Origin of the sequence: Croceimicrobium sp. (genome assembly GCF_965228705.1) — a bacterium.
Taxonomy (GTDB): domain Bacteria; phylum Bacteroidota; class Bacteroidia; order Flavobacteriales; family Schleiferiaceae; genus Croceimicrobium.
The window spans coordinates 3667819-3685196 of sequence record NZ_OZ245832.1 but is presented as its reverse complement, the minus strand read 5'-3'; the positions used below and the strand labels follow the sequence as shown (position 1 = coordinate 3685196).

The 17378-nt window shown below is 42.6% G+C and carries 15 protein-coding genes; 8 read left to right on the top strand and 7 right to left on the bottom strand.

Translation table 11 applies throughout. From position 1 onward, the window contains the following. Genes iadA through ACO05P_RS16470 form a run of 4 tightly spaced genes read left to right on the top strand, consistent with a single transcriptional unit; the run spans position 1 to position 5232 of the window. Entirely contained in the window at positions 1-1134 is a 1134-nt protein-coding gene (gene iadA / locus ACO05P_RS16485) for a beta-aspartyl-peptidase (protein ID WP_421752557.1), read from the top strand. Then, positions 1131-2447, top strand: a complete 1317-nt coding sequence (locus ACO05P_RS16480; protein WP_421752555.1) for a porin — start codon at positions 1131-1133, stop codon at positions 2445-2447. The genes iadA and ACO05P_RS16480 overlap by 4 nt, the downstream gene beginning before the upstream one ends. Position 2448: 1 nt before the next feature. Further along, complete coding sequence (locus ACO05P_RS16475) at positions 2449-4002, top strand: M14 family metallopeptidase (RefSeq protein WP_421752553.1); 1554 nt, start codon at positions 2449-2451, stop codon at positions 4000-4002. A 3-nt stretch (positions 4003-4005) separates the two neighbouring features. Next, positions 4006-5232, top strand: coding sequence for a hypothetical protein (locus ACO05P_RS16470; RefSeq protein WP_421752551.1), 1227 nt, complete (start codon positions 4006-4008; stop codon positions 5230-5232). A 192-nt stretch (positions 5233-5424) separates the two neighbouring features. On the opposite strand, the gene ACO05P_RS16465 is transcribed toward ACO05P_RS16470, so the two are convergent. The 3 genes from ACO05P_RS16465 to ACO05P_RS16455 all read right to left on the bottom strand — a co-directional run bounded on the left by ACO05P_RS16465 (position 5425) and on the right by ACO05P_RS16455 (position 8450). Then, a complete protein-coding gene (locus ACO05P_RS16465) occupies positions 5425-6999 on the bottom strand; it encodes a Fic family protein (RefSeq protein ID WP_421752549.1) in 1575 nt (524 codons plus the stop codon). Between the two features lie 281 nt (positions 7000-7280). Further along, on the bottom strand, positions 7281-7670 hold the full coding sequence (locus ACO05P_RS16460; RefSeq protein WP_421752547.1) for a hypothetical protein: 390 nt from the start codon (positions 7668-7670) through the stop codon (positions 7281-7283). A gap of 429 nt (positions 7671-8099) precedes the next feature. Further along, on the bottom strand, positions 8100-8450 hold the full coding sequence (locus ACO05P_RS16455; protein WP_421752545.1) for a hypothetical protein: 351 nt from the start codon (positions 8448-8450) through the stop codon (positions 8100-8102). Positions 8451-8891: 441 nt separating this feature from the next. Here ACO05P_RS16455 and ACO05P_RS16450 point away from each other — a divergent pair, with 441 nt between their 5' ends. Beyond that, positions 8892-9317 (top strand): MarR family winged helix-turn-helix transcriptional regulator, encoded by a 426-nt coding sequence (locus ACO05P_RS16450; protein ID WP_421752543.1) that lies wholly within the window; start codon positions 8892-8894, stop codon positions 9315-9317. Positions 9318-10098: 781 nt separating this feature from the next. Here ACO05P_RS16450 and merA read toward each other — a convergent pair. From merA to ACO05P_RS16430, 4 genes are all read right to left on the bottom strand, one after another. Next, the gene (gene merA / locus ACO05P_RS16445; protein ID WP_421752541.1) at positions 10099-11751 is read right to left on the bottom strand and encodes a mercury(II) reductase; all 1653 of its coding nucleotides are present in this window, start codon (positions 11749-11751) and stop codon (positions 10099-10101) included. Beyond that, complete coding sequence (locus ACO05P_RS16440; RefSeq protein ID WP_421752539.1) at positions 11751-12086, bottom strand: heavy-metal-associated domain-containing protein; 336 nt, start codon at positions 12084-12086, stop codon at positions 11751-11753. The genes merA and ACO05P_RS16440 overlap by 1 nt, the downstream gene beginning before the upstream one ends. 68 nt (positions 12087-12154) lie before the next feature. Then, positions 12155-12760 (bottom strand): mercuric transport protein MerTP, encoded by a 606-nt coding sequence (merTP, locus tag ACO05P_RS16435; RefSeq protein ID WP_421752537.1) that lies wholly within the window; start codon positions 12758-12760, stop codon positions 12155-12157. Further along, complete coding sequence (locus ACO05P_RS16430) at positions 12757-13134, bottom strand: ArsR/SmtB family transcription factor (RefSeq protein ID WP_421752535.1); 378 nt, start codon at positions 13132-13134, stop codon at positions 12757-12759. The genes merTP and ACO05P_RS16430 overlap by 4 nt, the downstream gene beginning before the upstream one ends. Before the next feature lie 781 nt (positions 13135-13915). On the opposite strand from ACO05P_RS16430, the gene ACO05P_RS16425 reads away from it, so the two are divergent. The 3 genes from ACO05P_RS16425 to ACO05P_RS16415 all read left to right on the top strand — a co-directional run bounded on the left by ACO05P_RS16425 (position 13916) and on the right by ACO05P_RS16415 (position 17221). Next, positions 13916-14749, top strand: a complete 834-nt coding sequence (locus tag ACO05P_RS16425; protein ID WP_421752533.1) for an RteC domain-containing protein — start codon at positions 13916-13918, stop codon at positions 14747-14749. An 85-nt stretch (positions 14750-14834) separates the two neighbouring features. Then, entirely contained in the window at positions 14835-15137 is a 303-nt protein-coding gene (locus tag ACO05P_RS16420) for a helix-turn-helix domain-containing protein (protein WP_421752531.1), read from the top strand. Between the two features lie 11 nt (positions 15138-15148). Beyond that, on the top strand, positions 15149-17221 hold the full coding sequence (locus ACO05P_RS16415; protein ID WP_421752530.1) for a toprim domain-containing protein: 2073 nt from the start codon (positions 15149-15151) through the stop codon (positions 17219-17221). The last annotated feature ends 157 nt before the right edge of the window (positions 17222-17378 follow it).

Sequence of the window (17378 nt, the reverse complement as noted above, 5' to 3'; positions counted from 1 at the left end):
ATGTTACTAATACGTAATGCACATGTATTTGCCCCCGAAGATTTAGGCATGCAGGACATCCTGCTTGGCGAGGGGAAAATACTGGCCATCGACTCCAAGATCGAAGCTAATAAGCATTTTAAAAGCTGGGATGCCCAAGGTCAAATTGTGACCCCCGGGTTTATCGATCAGCATATCCATATTATTGGCGCGGGTGGTAAGCGGGGCTTTTCCTCCATGACCCCCGAAGTAAAAATGACCGACCTCGTACAATGCGGAACCACCACTGTGGTGGGCCTGCTGGGTACCGATGGTTCTACCCGCAGCATTAAAAGCCTCTATGCCAAGGCTAGGTCCTTGGAAATGGAAGGCCTTTCTGCCTATATGTACAGCGGCTATTATGGTTTGGACCCCATCCATATCATGAGCCGGATGCAAGAGGAAATGATCTTTATCGATAAGGTCTTGGGTTGCAAAATAGCTATTGCCGATATCCGTTCCTCCTATCCTTCCGAACTGGATTTGCTGCGTTTATTACGCGAAATACGGGTGGGTGGAATGATCGCCAATAAAAAGGGCATTCTCCATATCCACCTCGGAAATTTGAAGGATCAAATGGACCTACTCTTCCGGGTGGTTGAAGAATATGAATTTCCCATTCAGCATATTTCCCCAACCCATGTGGGACGAACCAAATCCCTCTTCGACCAGGCGATCGCTTTTGGCAAAATGGGAGGAATGATCGACATCACCACCGGCGCATCCAAGTATACTGATCCCCATAAATCAGTAATCTACGCCATGGACCAAGGTCTCTCTATCGAGCAAATGACCTTTAGCAGTGATGGTAATGCGGGCTTGGATCGATTGGATGAAAACAAAAACTTTATTGGGGTACGTGCTGCTTCCTTTGCGGAGAACTTCCACGAAATGCGCGCCTTGCATCAAAGTGGATTAGCGCTGGAAGAAGCTTTAAAACCCATTACTACCGGTCCTGCGAAAAATCTGGGCTTGGCCAATAAAGGACGCATTAAGGTAGGCACTGATGCCGACTTCTGCATTCTCGATGATCAACTGCAATTACAAAGCGTAATCGCGCGGGGTCAGATAATGATGGAGAACGGGCAATTAACTGTAAAAGACACTTTCGAATGAAAAGTTCCCATTTGCTAAAATTGGGCGGAACGGCCATATTGCTGCTCGGGCTCAGCTTTCAAGTCTGGGCACAAAATCCCCGCTTAAACCAGTACACACTGGGCGATGGCCTCACCTTTACGGGAGATAAGGATTACACTGTAAATCTTAGGGGTTACTTCCAGCCTTATTACGAGTACAAATCCTTTACCGATCCGGCAATCGATCAAGGGGTACAGCGCTTTCGTATGCGTCGCTTGCGTTTACGCCTTTCGGGTGAAGCGGCCCAGCAGAAAATTGAATACCGATTTCAAGCCGATTTTAGTGGAAACTCTGAAACTGGCGATGAAGCTGCTGGCTTTCTTTTCGACGCTTGGGTGGGCTACAATTTTAATCGCCGGATACGCCTCATCTTCGGCCAAAAAGCCACGCCTACCGATAATCGCGAATTATGGATGGGTTCCAATACCTTGATGCTGGTTGAACGCAGCCGACTTACCTCTTCCTTTGCCAGTATTCGCGAATTCGGGCTTTTCGCCGATGCGACCTGGAGGATTAATGGCGGACATTATTTACGTCCCTACCTCACCCTAACCAATGGTGATGGAGTAAATGTGGTGGGCAATGATCATGGAGGCCTCAAAGTTGGCGGTCGTTTGGATTACCTGCCCTTTGGACTCTTCACTTATTTTGGTCAATTCCGTCAGGCGGATGTAGTACGAGAACTCAGTCCTAAACTGGTGATTGGTGGCTATTACAATATCAATTACGGGATGAGCAGTAGACGAGGTCGTGGAAGCGGCGAAATCATTTATCTCAACAATGACAATGAAGAATCGCTGCCGGACTATGCCAAATTCGGTGCTGACCTGATGTTTAAATACCGTGGTATTACAGTGATTGCTGAATATGCCGCCTCCAGCGCTACAGTGCCGGATGACATCAGCCAAAGGGTACGAAATGACGGTACTGTTTCTCGCACCTTTGAGGTGGACGGAGTACAGGATGTAGAAAACTATGTAAAAGGCCGTTTGATGCTGGGCCAGGCTTTCAATATTCAGGCTGGCTATATGTTCCCTTCGCGTTACTCCATTGATGGTCGCTTTACGCATATCGAAGCCGATCAACACAGCTTCTTGAACAATGGCACTTTTTACAATCGTCCCAATTATTACACTCTGGGCCTAAGCAAATACTTCGGCAAGGGCTACGGCTTTAAAATTCAGGCTTCCCTTACCTATGTGGATGCCGCTGCCGGCTCCAATGATATTTACAGTATGCCCATGGATGGCGACGAATGGATCGCTCGGGTAATCACCACATTCTCTTTTTAAGATGACTTGGCGTTATTCCATATCCATCATTGCAGTCCTCTTCCATTTTACGCTGAGGGCCCAATTTAGTCCCCAACCGAAGGAACTTACAGAGCGCTATTTTGCGGATCCTGAGATTGAAATTAGCACTCCGGCTTTTGAGAGTAAGCGTGGCTTTACGGAATATGAGGACATGATGCCCTTTCTGCAAAAGCTAGCCGCTCAATATCCGGAGACCATGAGCCTGAGCTTCATCGGCGAAAGCCAGAAAGGTGAAAAAATCCCTTTGGTGAAATTGAAAAAAGCCAATGTGAGTGGCCAGCCCATTAAAGTGTGGATGCAAGGTGGCTTGCATGGCAATGAACCGGCCAGCACGGAAGGTATGCTATGGCTTATACAGCAAATATTGGATAAGCCAGACTACTTCAAGCTCCTGGATCGTTTGGAGCTCGCGATTGTTCCTATGGCCAATATTGATGGGATGAATAAAGGCAGTCGCTATGCCGCCAATGGTCTGGATTTAAATCGGGATCAAACCAAATTAAATGCGCCAGAAAGCACGGTTCTTAAAAATGCTTTCAATGCCTTTGCCCCAGAGGTGGCTGTCGATTTCCACGAATACCGACCCTTTCGCAGAGACTATGCACGCCTCAGTTCCTACGGAGTTACGGTGCCTTATGATGTGATGTTTCTTTATTCAGGAAACCTCAATGTGCCTAAAAACCTTCGCTTGTACACCAAGGATCGTTTTGTGCAGGCTGCGGCCGATGCGCTTAAAGCGAAGAACATGAGTAGCCATGATTATTTCTCGAGCACCAAAGTGATGGGCGCCATTCAGTTTAATCAGGGGTCCCATAATGCACGTTCCAGTGCAACCAGCTATGCCCTTACCAATTGTATAAGTAGCCTGATTGAAATCCGGGGCGTTGGCTTGGGTCGTACTTCCTTTAAAAGACGAGTACTCAGCACCTTCACCGTGGCCTTATCCTATTTGCAAAGTAGCTATGAGCATGGTGAAGAATTACGCGCCGTAATCGCCGATGCTCGAGAAGATCAAAGTCCGGCGGTAGTAAGCACCGAGCGCCTCAAGGAAGAAAGAGACATTTATATGATCGACGTAGAAAGTAGCGATAGCATTTCATTGCGCGGCCTAGTGCGCGATGCTTGGCAATCTACGGCTAAACTTAGTCGGGCCCGCCCTACCGCCTACATTCTCCTTCCGGAAAACACCGCCTTGGTAGCACGACTTAAAACCTTGGGCCTGGAAGTGCAAAATCTGGACAGTCCACAAAGCCTGGAGGTAGAAAGCTACACGGTTAGCGAATATCAGCAAGAAGCAGAAGAATATGAAGGTGTACATCGCCAGGAACTACAATGTGAACTAAAAACCGAAACCTTGGAGATTCCCGCCGGCAGCTTTGTGGTGTATCTGGATCAGAAGCATGCGAATCTGGCTATAGAAGTCTTAGAACCCGAAGCACCCAACAGCTTTGTTTCCTTCTCGGTATTTGAAACCAAGGCGGGCGCTCAATTACCTTATTACCGATACCTCTCCAACAAAAAATTGCATCCCTAAATCATGAAAAAAGCATATATACTCTTAGCGGCCTTATTTGCAGGCCAGGCCTTACAGGCTCAATTAAAGCCTAATGATCACCAAGCCTCATTTGAATTAGGTGAAGGATTGAATTTCAATTTTCAGGATGGCGACTACCGCTTTAAAATAGGAGGCTTTATTCAGCCCAATATCGAGTGGCAGCAGGTAGATACTGAGGATGGCAATTTCCTACTCAATTCCAAGCGCACCTATTTCAATTTCTCAGGTCAGGCCAAGGAAGAGAAGCTTAGTTTCTTATTTCAATTAGACTTTAGTCGTACCAATCCTTTATTGGATGTTTGGGTTGCCTATCATCCCTGGCAGGCCCTTACCATCACCATGGGACAAAAGCAAAATATTGGCAATAACCGTGAGATGTTAATTATGGAGAACAATCTCCAGTTTGCTGATCGCAGCCTCTTGAGCGAGTCCTTCAGTAGAAGCGGTCGTGAATTAGGCTTATTCCTGGACCTGAAATTAGGCACTGAGAATTTCCGCGTGATTCCACAGGCATCCCTAACTTCGGGGGATGGCATCAATAGTTTTGGCGCGGATTCTCGTGATGTAGATTTAGGGGGATTTAAATACAGTGGCCGCATCGACATTTTACCTTTGGGCGATTTCTCTGAAGGAGGTTTAGAGGGCTTAGCCGATCTAAATCATGAAGAAGACCTAAAGATGATTATTGGCCTAGCCGGAAGCTACAATGATGGCGCCAGCGATGCCGTTGGTGAAGGTCATGGTACACTGGTTCTTTATGATGGGGCCGGCGCAGTTCAATATCCGGACTACCGCCAATGGTTTGCCGATCTATTAATGAAGTACCGTGGATTATCCCTTTATGCGGAGTACGGACAGGCCAGCGCCACCAATTTGGAGGGCACCTACCTCAACCCCAGTATCGAAGATCCCTTGCTTGCTACTCAGATTAGCGAATACTACAATTTGGGCTCTGGCTTTAATGGACAATTGGGCTATGTGAGCAAAGGCGGCTATGGCATAGACCTGCGCTACAGTGCAGTGTACAATGAATTTGAGAATAATCAGAATGCCTTATTGGGTAATTCCAATGCCTATGGATTGGCCTTGAGTCGCTATTTAAAAGGCAATGATTTGAAAGTACTGGCAGCGGTGAATTACCGTGAATATCCTGAGGCTACGCAACTGAACTTTTTGACTGCGCAATTAATGGTTCAATTGGTTTTTTAAAGCTTGAACAAAAATCGCGAAGCTTGAATTGCGAAGCTTGAATTGCAAATTCAAGCTAGTCAAGTTCGGTCTTTTTTTATCGAATGACTTAGCTAGCCTGAATTTGCAATTCAGACTGAATCTAAACCTCGATCTAATTTGCAATTAGATCGGCATTTAATTACTCAAAACCCTCCCTACAACCCTTAAAAATCAATCTTTTGAAAAAATTTGACGGTAGTTTTTTTCTATATCAAAAACCTCAGCATCTGTAAGTGAATTAAACTCTTTTTCCCGGGCTCTTTTAGAAAGCTCACCTCCATTCTGTTCTAAAAACCGGATTAATAGACTCACCAATTTATCTGGCATCTCAAATTCATTATCCAAGTAGGACTTAAATTCCTCAAATCGATGTAAGTAGCTAAGCTCTTCAGGAATAATCGTCTCCAAGGTTTCCCTTACACATTGATATAAGAACTCAGCTTGATGAGTAGCATCAAAATAACGATAGTAATCTATAGTATCGTTTAAGACTTCAACATTGTTATTTTCTGTGCGCTCCCATTCTATAAAGTGCAATAATGGGTGTGAAAAATGTTCCAGCACCTTTCTATAGGAGTCAATCCGATTGAGAATAGCCGCCGAAACTGGAAATATCATGCCTTGCTGCGAAAATTGCTTTTGGGCCAAAACATGATGAATTAAATAACGGTGAACCCGTCCATTTCCATCTTCAAATGGATGAATAAAAACAAATCCAAATGCCAAGGCAGCGGCAGCAACAACAGGGTCAATACTGCTCTTGATCAGAATTTTAGAAGTTTCAATAAAATCCCCCATAATCTGCTCTAGGTCCTCATGCCTGGCTGATATATGATCTGGAATGGGCTCTCCGGTATCCCGGTCGTGCTCACCTACAAAGCCCCCCTCCTGCCTATAACCCATTGAAATAAACCTGGGATTCTCGATTACCAATTGTTGTAATCGGATCAATTCATTTCGATTAAGAGATTTCATCCCAGCCTGTCCTATCGCATTACCCCATAAGGCGGCTCTTTTACTTTTAGGGCTTTCACCCTCAATGCTAAATGAGGCTTTTGAATCTTTCAACATTAGAAAAGCAGATGCTCTAAGTAGAATATCCTTTCGAATCCCTTCTAGATATTCGTTTTTCTTCTGAGCTATATTCTCCTGAACAAAGCCCTGTAACCGTTCACTTTTGCGGACTAAGGGGCAAAACCCTCTTGTCCCTGGGAGATTATTGATCACCAGATGGCGGGAAGACTTCTCACCCTCCACTGCGAATTGCAATCTTGTATCCAGAGCATCTACATAGCTTTTCTTCGACTTAGAAATGGACTGGGTGTTAGGAAGCTCATAGCCAAGTATCCACTCGATGATGAACCATATCCTTCTGGAATATTGTCCAGTGGGCTCAATGCCCACAAGCTGAGAAAGCTGATCACTGCTATAGTGTTTTGATAAAGCAGCAAACACCAAAAGGTTTACCCCCTCATACTTAAGAGCGAACACAAGGTGTTTATAAAGCGCTTCGATTTCGGCCATTTGACCATGATCCTCCGGCTGATACACCTTGGGCAAAATGATGAGTTCTGAGTCTTCAGTGGCTTTTATAGAAGACTTGGAACCAATAACAGCTATTTGGTCCGGCATTGGTATAGGAAGAGACAGCTTTTCTATGATTGCGGCATAGCCAACAATCATAGAACTAGCAGCTAATTCAATTCCATTAAAAACCGGCGCAGATAATGAAAAATGAGCGCTCAATTGCTTCGGCATAAATATTTAAGCGCAATGTACATAAAATATAGGCGCGTTAAGAGATTTTCAAGCGCACATGGGTTAGATTCCGAAAATTTAGGCGCAACTTAATTCTTCAAGAAAAAGCTTGAAGTAATCAGAGTTCCTTCAACTCAGCCAGACTCAATTCCAAATTCACCTCTCCTTCAAATAGGAGTTGAACCCTATCTTGATGCAAGCTTATCCTTTGCTAGCCTGAATTTGTAATTCAGGCTGAATCTAAATCCCCTTGAGATACGTACTAATTTCTATCTAAAAAAATAAACCACAAGAATATCAGACTTCCTCTCATTTTTATACTTCGCAATAATATTTTTATGCTCTTCATCTACTTTAACAATAGTGATGTCACCTAAATTAAGCCCCGACTCCAAAGTCCTTGAATCTATGCATTCAGGTGCTAGCTTCACCTTATAGTAAGATATTAATGCAGTATCCTTTTGTAGATCATTAATCTTAAACTCTTGAATAATCTCCGGCTTATAAACTTTAAGAGCACATAAATAATTATTTTCATAATCCACCTCTGTAACCTTTAATGCCTTTTGATTATCTACACGTGTATAATAGTCTGCATCTTCGTTATAGACATAATTCTCTCCTATTACTCGAACCTCAACCCTTTTCTTAATATCCATACAGGGCTCATTTATTATTAACAATGATCCAACTATAGAGTTTACAAATAATAACCACATATCAATCTTTTTAAAGATGCAAATATTGATGTATTACAACTTTTATCAACATCAATTTTCAATATACTCACTAAGCTGATTTTGCAATTATGGCTACTCCAAAACCAATCTCACTATTGTCTCTTCTGATTTCAAAACATAAATCACAGCCAGCAAAGAGTTTCGCTCTAGACCTGTAAAAGCTTTATTGGTGAGCTAAGTCAAGCTAAAACCCTCACCTGAACTCGTATCAAGATAAGAGTAGCAATTGCTGGTATCCTTATCTCGAACAAGGCCATTAAAGGTAAAAGCAAATGATGACCACGTGGAGAACAATATAACTCCTCATTCTCCTTCAAAATCATATAAAATATAAGTGCTGATTATCTATTACCTGGAGTTTAAAGTAGACCCTAGCACCTTTTCAACTTTCCACATAACCGCCTTTTCATTAGTAAAACCAATCATTTTCGCAGGGTTTCCATCTGGAGTACGTTCGATCATATATATTGGTAATTTCGGAAATAATGCTTGGATCATCTGTTCCATCCCCTTCCTTGTTTCGTCCGGTAAGCCAGCTCCTACCACCACAAAATCAATTTCATTTTCTTCAAGTTTCTCCTTAACAAGCTCTTCAGAATTTGCATAAACCACATCCCTTTCAAACTTCTTCAACTCCGCGCTAAGGATACTCATTACCTCAGTACTCCTGCCTACCAATAATATTTTTGCCTCCATCATTACTACTTATAATTCTTTATTTCTTAAAAAAAGCCCATTACTAATCAAAGCAATTTTATGTTTTAACCTTTTTCGTGACAAATCTAAATTTTTTAGTTGGAATTCCAACTAAAACCCAATCTCGTCAATCATTTAGCATGATTGATTTCTAAAATCAGCCATCGCAGCATGACTACAACACTAATCACAACTTAACTTTTTGCGATCATTGACGCCGGACTAATCACCCGATTAACAAAAAAATAGCTACTTATTCAATAAAGTGCTTAGTTCTAAAAAAGCCGAAATAGCCAAACACATCGCATTAAGTATAGCATCTTTTATTGCACCGCTCTGATGCATTATTAATTCTTAACATTTTGATTAGAATTCCAGACTAGCCGTCTCAGAGCGATATTAGACCAACTCAATTACCTTTGAAACCAACATAGCATTTCTCACATGGAATATGACGAGCATCTGGAAAGAATTATAGGCTTACTCAATAGAGTATCAAACATTCACTTTCAAAGCCAATTTAGAACTCTTGAACTCGGTCATAGCCAAGCCAAAACCCTCTATTACATTTACTTGAAGAAAAAAGTACTCCCCAAACAAATAGCGGAGTACTTTCAATTAGATAAAGGAAGTGTAACTAGCCTTATTAAAGGATTAGAAAAAAACGGTTTTTTAATCCGCGAGACACACCCAACAGACAACCGTTGTTTTTACCTTAAAATCAGCACCAAAGCAGAAGAAGTAATTCCGGAGATTGAAAAGGTTCTTTCAGATTGGTCCCATATACTTCAAAATGGCTTTTCTGAAAAGGAAAAACAAACGCTTAATCAACTAATGAAACGTATGATAAAAAACGTTTCAGCGATTTAATAGGGACTTTATTCACGAACTCAAGTCAGCAATATTCCGCACAACTACTTGACTTAAAAGCTAGATGCACTTTTGTTGTTTTTACTTCTGCCACATCTCTCGATCTAATTTACTACTAGATCGATCTCTTAAAACAGATTAGCCGCGCTGCGAATGCTGAAATTCATTTTTCTATGTCTGGATTGAATTTGCAATTCAATCCAAAAACGGATTAGCTGCGCTGCGCTTGCTGATCCCAAGCAGGATACTTACACCAAGAATCCCCGCTTCTCGCCACGCTCGAAGCCTAGGTATTTTTTTATACGCCTCTCTAGATCTAATTTGCAATTAGATCTACAACTTAACTCTTAGAACGGATTAGCTGCGCTGCGCTTGCTGATCCCAAGCAGGATACCTTAACCAAGAATCCCGACTTCTCGCCACGCTCGAAGCCTAGGTATTTTTTTATACGCCCTTCCCTTGAGCTGCGCTCAGAGTCGTGGCGTATAAAAAAATCCCGCAGCAGCTTGCGCTGTGCGGGATTCTTGCGGAGAGAGAGGGTTTTGAACCTAGCTCTCCAATATGCTCAATTTCAAATATTTACCGAGGCCATTATGTCAAAGTCAAGCCGCTAAGCAAGCTATTCGTGTGCAGGAGGGTTTTACACCCAAATCCTCGACTTAACTAGTCCAAATATACTATTTGACTTTAAAGGTTCATTTCTCTCACCAAATAAATATTATCCAAATTTAAATCAATCAACTTCACTTTTTCTTTGACTGGACATGCAATTAAAAAGTGATTAGCTCGCACAGCAGCTCAATTTCGACACGTCTTTTCCGAAAGTGATAGCTGCTAATTTGATGCCTTCTCCCAAAGTCAAATACGGATAGAAGCTATCTGCCAGGTCTTGCACTGTTATCCCGTATTTGATGGCCATACTTAATTGTTGGATAAGTTCCCCACCTTCGGGTGCGACTACCCTTGCACCGATCAGTTTATCGGTTTCGGTATTGCGAATCAGTTTAATAAATCCCCTGGTGTCGTTTGCTGCAATGGCTCTCGGCACGTCTTTAAGCTCTAATTTTGAAACTTCAAACGGAATACCTTTGGCTTCTGCCTGTACTTCATCTACGCCTGCACCTGCAATTTGAGGGTCAGTAAATACCACCCAAGGTAATGAAGAATAATCTGCCTTGTTGTCCGTTCCTGAGAAAGCATTTTCAACAGCAATTTTACCTTCAAATGCAGCTGTGTAGACAAAGGCAGGGGTGTTGGTTACGTCACCTGCTGCGTAAATGTTGGATAGATTGGTTTCCATTTTTTCATTCACCGCAATGTGACCACTTTGAGTGAGTTTCAATCCAATGTTTTCTAATCCCAATTGGCTTGTATTGGCTTTCGTTCCTGTGGCAATGACTACTTTTCCTTTTTCTATGATTTTGGTAAATGAGCCATCAGGACATTTGCAATGAATGATGGTTTCGCTTCCGTTTTCCTCGAATTTTACAGCTCTAAAATTAGGTAAAATTTCAATGCCTTCTTCTCGCATTTGGTGTTCCAATGCTTCACTGATGTCGGGTGTTTGTGTTCTTAATACTCTGTCCGTAAATTCAATGATGCGGACTTTCACACCCAAGCGGTTGTAAGCCATGGCGATTTCCAAACCTATATAACCTGCTCCCATAATGGTAAGGCTTTCTGGCTTTTCTTCCAGGTCGAAAAGCGAAACATTGGTCAGGTAGTCAATTTTGTCTAACCCTTCAATTTTGGGGATGTTAGTAGTAGCTCCTGTGGCAATCAAAAATTTGAGAGCTTTGTAGTCCTTTCCATCTACTTCAATTGTTTTATTGTCTTTGAATTTCGCCCAACCTTTTAACATGGTTAGATGCTGAAAGTCGCTCACTACATCCATATACTTTTTCTCTTGAAGCGTGGCGACTAACTTATTCTTGTCTTTGATGACTTGGCCAAAATTAATGTCCACGCCTTTGGGTTTAATGCTTGCAAAGTTGGAATGCGTAGCGTGATAGGCCGTTTCTCCTGCACGGATAAGATTTTTAGAAGGCACACAACCTACGTTCACGCAAGTACCACCAAAGTCCAATCCACCATTTACCATAAGGGTAGTTAAACCCAAACTCTCTGCTTTTATGGCTGCCGAGAATGCAGCCGAGCCACCACCGATAATGATTAAATCAAATTGATTATTTGCACTATTCCCATTTTCAGGGAGTTCAATTTTTACCCGATAATTTTTTGTGCTGTTGATGGTGTTGATGATTTCTTCCTTGCTTGTCTTAGCAGGGTCAAAAGAACATTCACAAGTGGCCTTAGGATAGCTTACATTGGTTTTTTTTACTCCCTCGTTTTTCGAAAGAAGTTTTTCAATACCTGTGGCACAGTGGTCGCAGGTCATGCCTGTGATGTCGAGTTTTATTGTTTCTTGCATCATTAGGATTTCTTTTTTGGAGCTTCTTTCAGAATCTCAGCTTTATAACCTATCTTTTCAATCACTTTAATGATTACATCCCGGGTTGTCTTTTCAGGGTTGTAGATGATAGTTGCCAAATCCCCTGGGTATTCCATCATTTGTTCAATAATTCCGTCCACTTCTTTTAGCGCATTGGAAATATGGTTGGAACAACCGTCACAAGTCATTCCCGTGATTTTCAGTTCTAGGACTTTGCCAGCTTCTTGGGTTTTATTTGTTGTTTGTGCTTTATGGTCAGTTGGCTTGCAACATTGAGCATTAACCTGAGTAATTCCAATCAGGAATATAGCACTCAATAGAATCAAATTCTCTTTTTTTGTATAAATATTTAATTAAGTTCTTAAATACGGAAGGCAAAAAAATACTATTTCTTGCCAACCACTTTGTAACCTGTGCCGTTGACGGCTTCCTCAATTTGAGCAAGGCTCACTTTGGATTGATCAAACTCTACTTTTGCAATCGCTTCTTCGTAGCTCGCATCCACTTTAACAATGCCAGGTAATTTGTTCACGTCATTTTCTACATGTGAAGCACAGCCATTGCAAGTCATACCTTTTACCTCAAAAGTTACCGTTTGTATGTCCGAAGCATTGACGATCATAACTTCTTTGTTGTCATTTGAAGGATAAAAGATGTGTGCATAGTTTGGAAAAGCAAGCATCAAGGTTGCAAACACAGTTACAATACCTAAAAATCCTTTCGATTGCCAGAATGAAGGCTTTTCGTCTTCTTCACAAGCACATTCAATTTCTTCGGCTGTTCTTGGTTTGAGTTTCTGATACCAGGCAAAACCCAATACTAAAACAGTAATTCCGATGAGAAAAGGTCTTGCTGGTTCCATCCATGAAAATGTAGATGCCACTCCTGTTGCTCCTGAAATAAGTGCTAACACTGGGGTAATGCAGCAAAGTGAAGCTGCAACTGCCGAAAGCACTCCCGCTCCGACAAGTTTGTTCGATTTTTTGTTCATACCGTTTCCTTTTCTGAGTTGTTCATGATGTGTTTAAAGAATGGTCTAAGTATAGTCAGTTGCTCTTGTTTCAAAGAGTAGAAAATGGTTTGTCCTTCTCTTCTTCCTTGAATGACGTTTCCGTCTTTTAGTTTTCTTAGGTGTTGTGAAACAGCTGGAATGCTCATTCCTAAAATGTCTGAAAGGTCACAAGGGCAGAGTTCGTTTTCTTCTTCTAATAGAAATAAGATTTTCAACCTTACTTCGTTTCCTGCTAATGCTAAAAGTCCACTCAGTTGTGTGAATGCCTTTTCGTTTGTTTGAAGTATTTCTTTGCAATTGTCGATTTGAACCTTGTCGGCAAACACTCTGATACACGATTGATTGTTTTCCATAATATCTCCCTATTGGGTTTAGTGACGCAACAAAGTTACAAATAGTTTTCTTATTTAAGCAAATACTTAATGATCATTACTGAATGATCTAGAAAGTGGTTTTCGTGAGTGAACACAGGTAAACTTAGGCGCAGCCATTCATGCGGGCGGAGCAAGGGTGGTGACTGCAAAAGCCTGAAGAATGAAGGCGGCAGACGCCTTGAATACTGGTCAAAGGCTATAAAAGTAGGTACAGCTCCTGCCTGGGTTGGCAGGTAAATCAGAGTCATGCAAATGATTTCATTTGGCCTGGATGGGCTTATCATTTTGTGCGAATTAATCAACTTTAAATTCTTAATATCTCCTTGGAAGTAACTGAAAATTATTCCATCAAATGCGCTTTAATTGCGCACCCCTTTGACCTGGTGTGAAGAGTAACCGCTTCATAGCTGAGAATCGTCATTGCTTCGGAAATCAAATGACATAGGAATTGGACTCTAACAGTCACAGGCTCAAGGCAATCACACCCTCCGATTGGAGACTGTAGCTGAAAGAGAACCACCGATTGCCAAAACAGGTGCTTTTGGCAATGCTTAATATGGACTAAAACGATTTTGCAATGAATTGATAAACAACTATTTGCATCGGAAATTTCCAAACCCATATCCGGTATGGCAATGCGGCAATAGGTATATATATACCATTGCCGCATTGCCAAGGATGGATTTGCTAGAGATTACCTCTCTTGGCTGACAGGGTTCCAATTGGAGTTTAGCACAACCTGAATAATTAATCAACCAACATGTTAAACTCTCTTGAAACCATATTGGCTGAAATATCCAAGGCCGAGATTAAGCTCGGGAAAAGAACCGGGCAAATACCAGTAAACCTATTTGAAACAACCGAAATAATTGACCTGAATTTTAATGGATACGCGACTCTCAAGGACTACGATCATTACTGTGAAGGACTTTTAAGATGCCTCCAGGATCAGATAGACACTGTAACCAGTGACAGTGAAAATGCTGTTGGGGCGGTACGCGCTTTGAACCTGCTCTTATTCGATGCGAAATCTCAGGAGAAACGCTACTTCCCCAAGAAAAAGAAGGATGATTGGCTGGTAAAAGTCACCTTCAAAATCAAATACCAAGTCGAGTATACGAACGATGAATTGGTGCGAGATACTGTGCTCCGATTTCTAGAGGTTCAAAAGCGATTGATCTCTCGCTGTATTAAGCTTATCAATCACAGGATCAGGCATATTGACACTTTCTTCCCTATCCGCGACCTCCATGCTCAATTACCAGGACACGCACCCTTCAACGGCTACAACCCAATACTAAAAGGCCAGCTCTCGCTCTTTGCCAATGGCATGGGAAAAAGCAAACTCACCTGGAACAGAAGCAAAGCAGATCTTCTTGAACTCATTGTCGCCCTCACCAAGAGCAACTCCATCGGAAGCCTGGCTGGGGTTATTCACCAAAAGGACTTGATAGAGCTCTTTGGTTGGCTTTTCAATTTAGACTTGAGCAGCGCTCGACAGGCCATCGGAGCACTGAAGCGTAGAAAGAAACCGGAAAGCTCCTACACCCGAGAATTGATGGAGGTTTTCAAACTGTATTGTGAAGATGAATAGACCGAAAAAAGTATTAGACCTCTATTAGAGTCTAACATTTTTCTTCTCACCTCCCCTTAGTCTTGCAGGCATCAAAACGAGAACTATGTGGAACACAGATAAGAAAACCAAAGAGGATCTGGATCGCATAAAGCAGCGTCTGGATAATATGGAGCGCAATTTCAAGGAGCTCCAGGCAAAGCTTTTGGCACCCAAGCCGAAGCAAAAATTTTTAACCACAGATGAGGCAGCCGATTACCTGGAGGTTTCCCGCAACACCTTGTATCGGTACATGCGGGAAGGCCAGGTTGCCTATCATCACATTGGCGGAAAAAGGAAATTGGCCTTGAACGACCTGGAAGAGTTTATCAATCGCAATCACAATGGCGCAATGCCATCAATTCTTTAAAGATGGTAGCTATGGGATTAGATAAGCAGAACATATTGGACGCTACCAACAATGGGTATGACGTCTTCAAGCATTTCCTGGGGAGCCGAATGCAAGGAACCGGCAAAGCATTCAAGAGTCCGTTTTATGAAGACACCAAAGCTTCGTGCTATGTGTTCTTCGATAAGCGATCCAGAATGTACAAGTTCAAGGACTTTGGCGATGCCGAGTACAGTGGTGATTGTTTCTTCTTTGTGGGTAAAATCTTTGGCTTGGCCTGTGAGCACAAAGACGAGTTTGTGAAAATCCTTCGGATCATCAATCAGGAGCTTTCTTTGGCATTGGAAACCACCTCTCAAAAAATTGATCAGTTGGTAGATGAGTCCACTGGGATGTTGAGCCGAGCCAGTGAGTTACCCAGCATCCATGAAGGATTTGAAACAGCTCAGAACGAGCTTCCTCTCAAAGTGAAAGCTTTCACTCCGGTTGAATTGGCCTTTTGGAAACAATACGGCGTAACTAAAGAAGATCTCGATCGGTTCAGTGTGGTATCCGTAGCTTCCTATCAAGGCATTGGCAAAACGGGCAATCGTTACGAATTTGTTTCCACCGATACTGAACCCATATTTGGCTACCAGAGCATTCGCTTTACCAAGCTGTATCGACCTTTCTCTAAGCCACGCTTTCTATTTACCGGTGAGAAAACAGAGCAGTATGTTTTTGGAAAAGAGCAGCTGCCGATCCGTGGGGACATTCTGTTTTTTACCGGTGGTGAGAAAGACGTCATCACCCTGTCTGCTCATGGCTTTAATGCCGTTTCCATGAACAGTGAAACCGCACATATACCAAAGAATCTACTTCGCGCTTTCAGCTTCCGATTCAAGCATCTGGTTTTGCTCTATGATGTTGATGAAACTGGACTTAAGTCAATGGAATCTCTGAAGCATCAGTACAAGGCTTTCAATCTGAAATCGCTTCGACTGCCACTATCAGGAGAAAAAGACCAAAAGGATGTTTCAGACTTCTTTGCACTGGGACACACAGGGGATGACCTTAGAATGCTTTTCCGTGAAATGCTAGACTTCGCTTATGAAGATTCTATGGCCATCATGCGCACCTGTGAGATTGACTTTAGTCGACCACCGGTAGAGCCAGAGCCACTGATCAAGATCAATGACGTAACCGTTGGAGCGCCGGGAAACATTATGTGTGTGGCTGGATCCGAAGGAAGTGGTAAAACCAATTTCTTAGGTGGTATTCTTTCAGGGAGTATTAAGCCAGAAGGTTTAGATATAGACACCCTGGGAACCATGGTGCGGGAGAACAACAATGGTCAAGGGGTATTGCTCTATGATACAGAGCAGAGCGAATATCAGCTCTATAAAAACCTAACCTACATCGTAAATCGCTCCACTTTGAAGCGACCTCCTTCCTGGTTTAAAGCCTTTTGTTTGGTGGGTATTTCTCGGGCAGAGCGGATGAAACTCATCATGGAATCCATGGATAAGTATTTCTATCAATTCGGTGGAATCCACATGGTGGTGATTGACGGAATTGGGGATTTGTTACCTGGAGTAAATGAGGAAGAAGGCTCAGTAGCCTTGATTGAAGAGCTGATTCGCATTGCTGCCATTTACAATACGGTGGTGGTCTGTGTTCTCCACATGGCTCCCTCCGGAATGAAGCTTCGTGGACACCTGGGAAGTGAAGTGCAGCGTAAGGCAGCAGGTATTCTTTTGATTGAAAAGGATGAAAACACCGACTCTTCCCTGATCAAAGCCTTAAAAGTGCGCGATGGCAGTCCGCTGGATGTACCAATTATGGAGTTTGGATGGAACAAAGAGAAAGGTCGCCATGAATTCTTTGGTGAAAAGAGCCCAAAAGAAACCGTGAAGCGAAATTCAGTTGACTTAAAAGCCTTGGCCAAGGAACTGTACGGTGAAAAACGATCCATGTCATCTAAGGATCTCGGAAAACTGATCTCACAGCACCTCGAAATCAAGGAACGGATGGCAAGAAACTACATCAACTACATGAAAGAGCATGGAATCCTGGAGAAATCCACTCAATTCCCCGGATTTTATACGCTGGTAGATAACCAATAAGACATGATTCAGGCTGCATTGCGCTTTAACGGCCCTCCATTTCACCCTTAATTCGGCCTGAATTTGGAACAGACTGAGACGTCTGTAGTACGAAAGTCCTCCCTCTGGGAGGATTTTTTGTTGGGATTGGGAAGAACTGAGTCCAGTTGATATATTT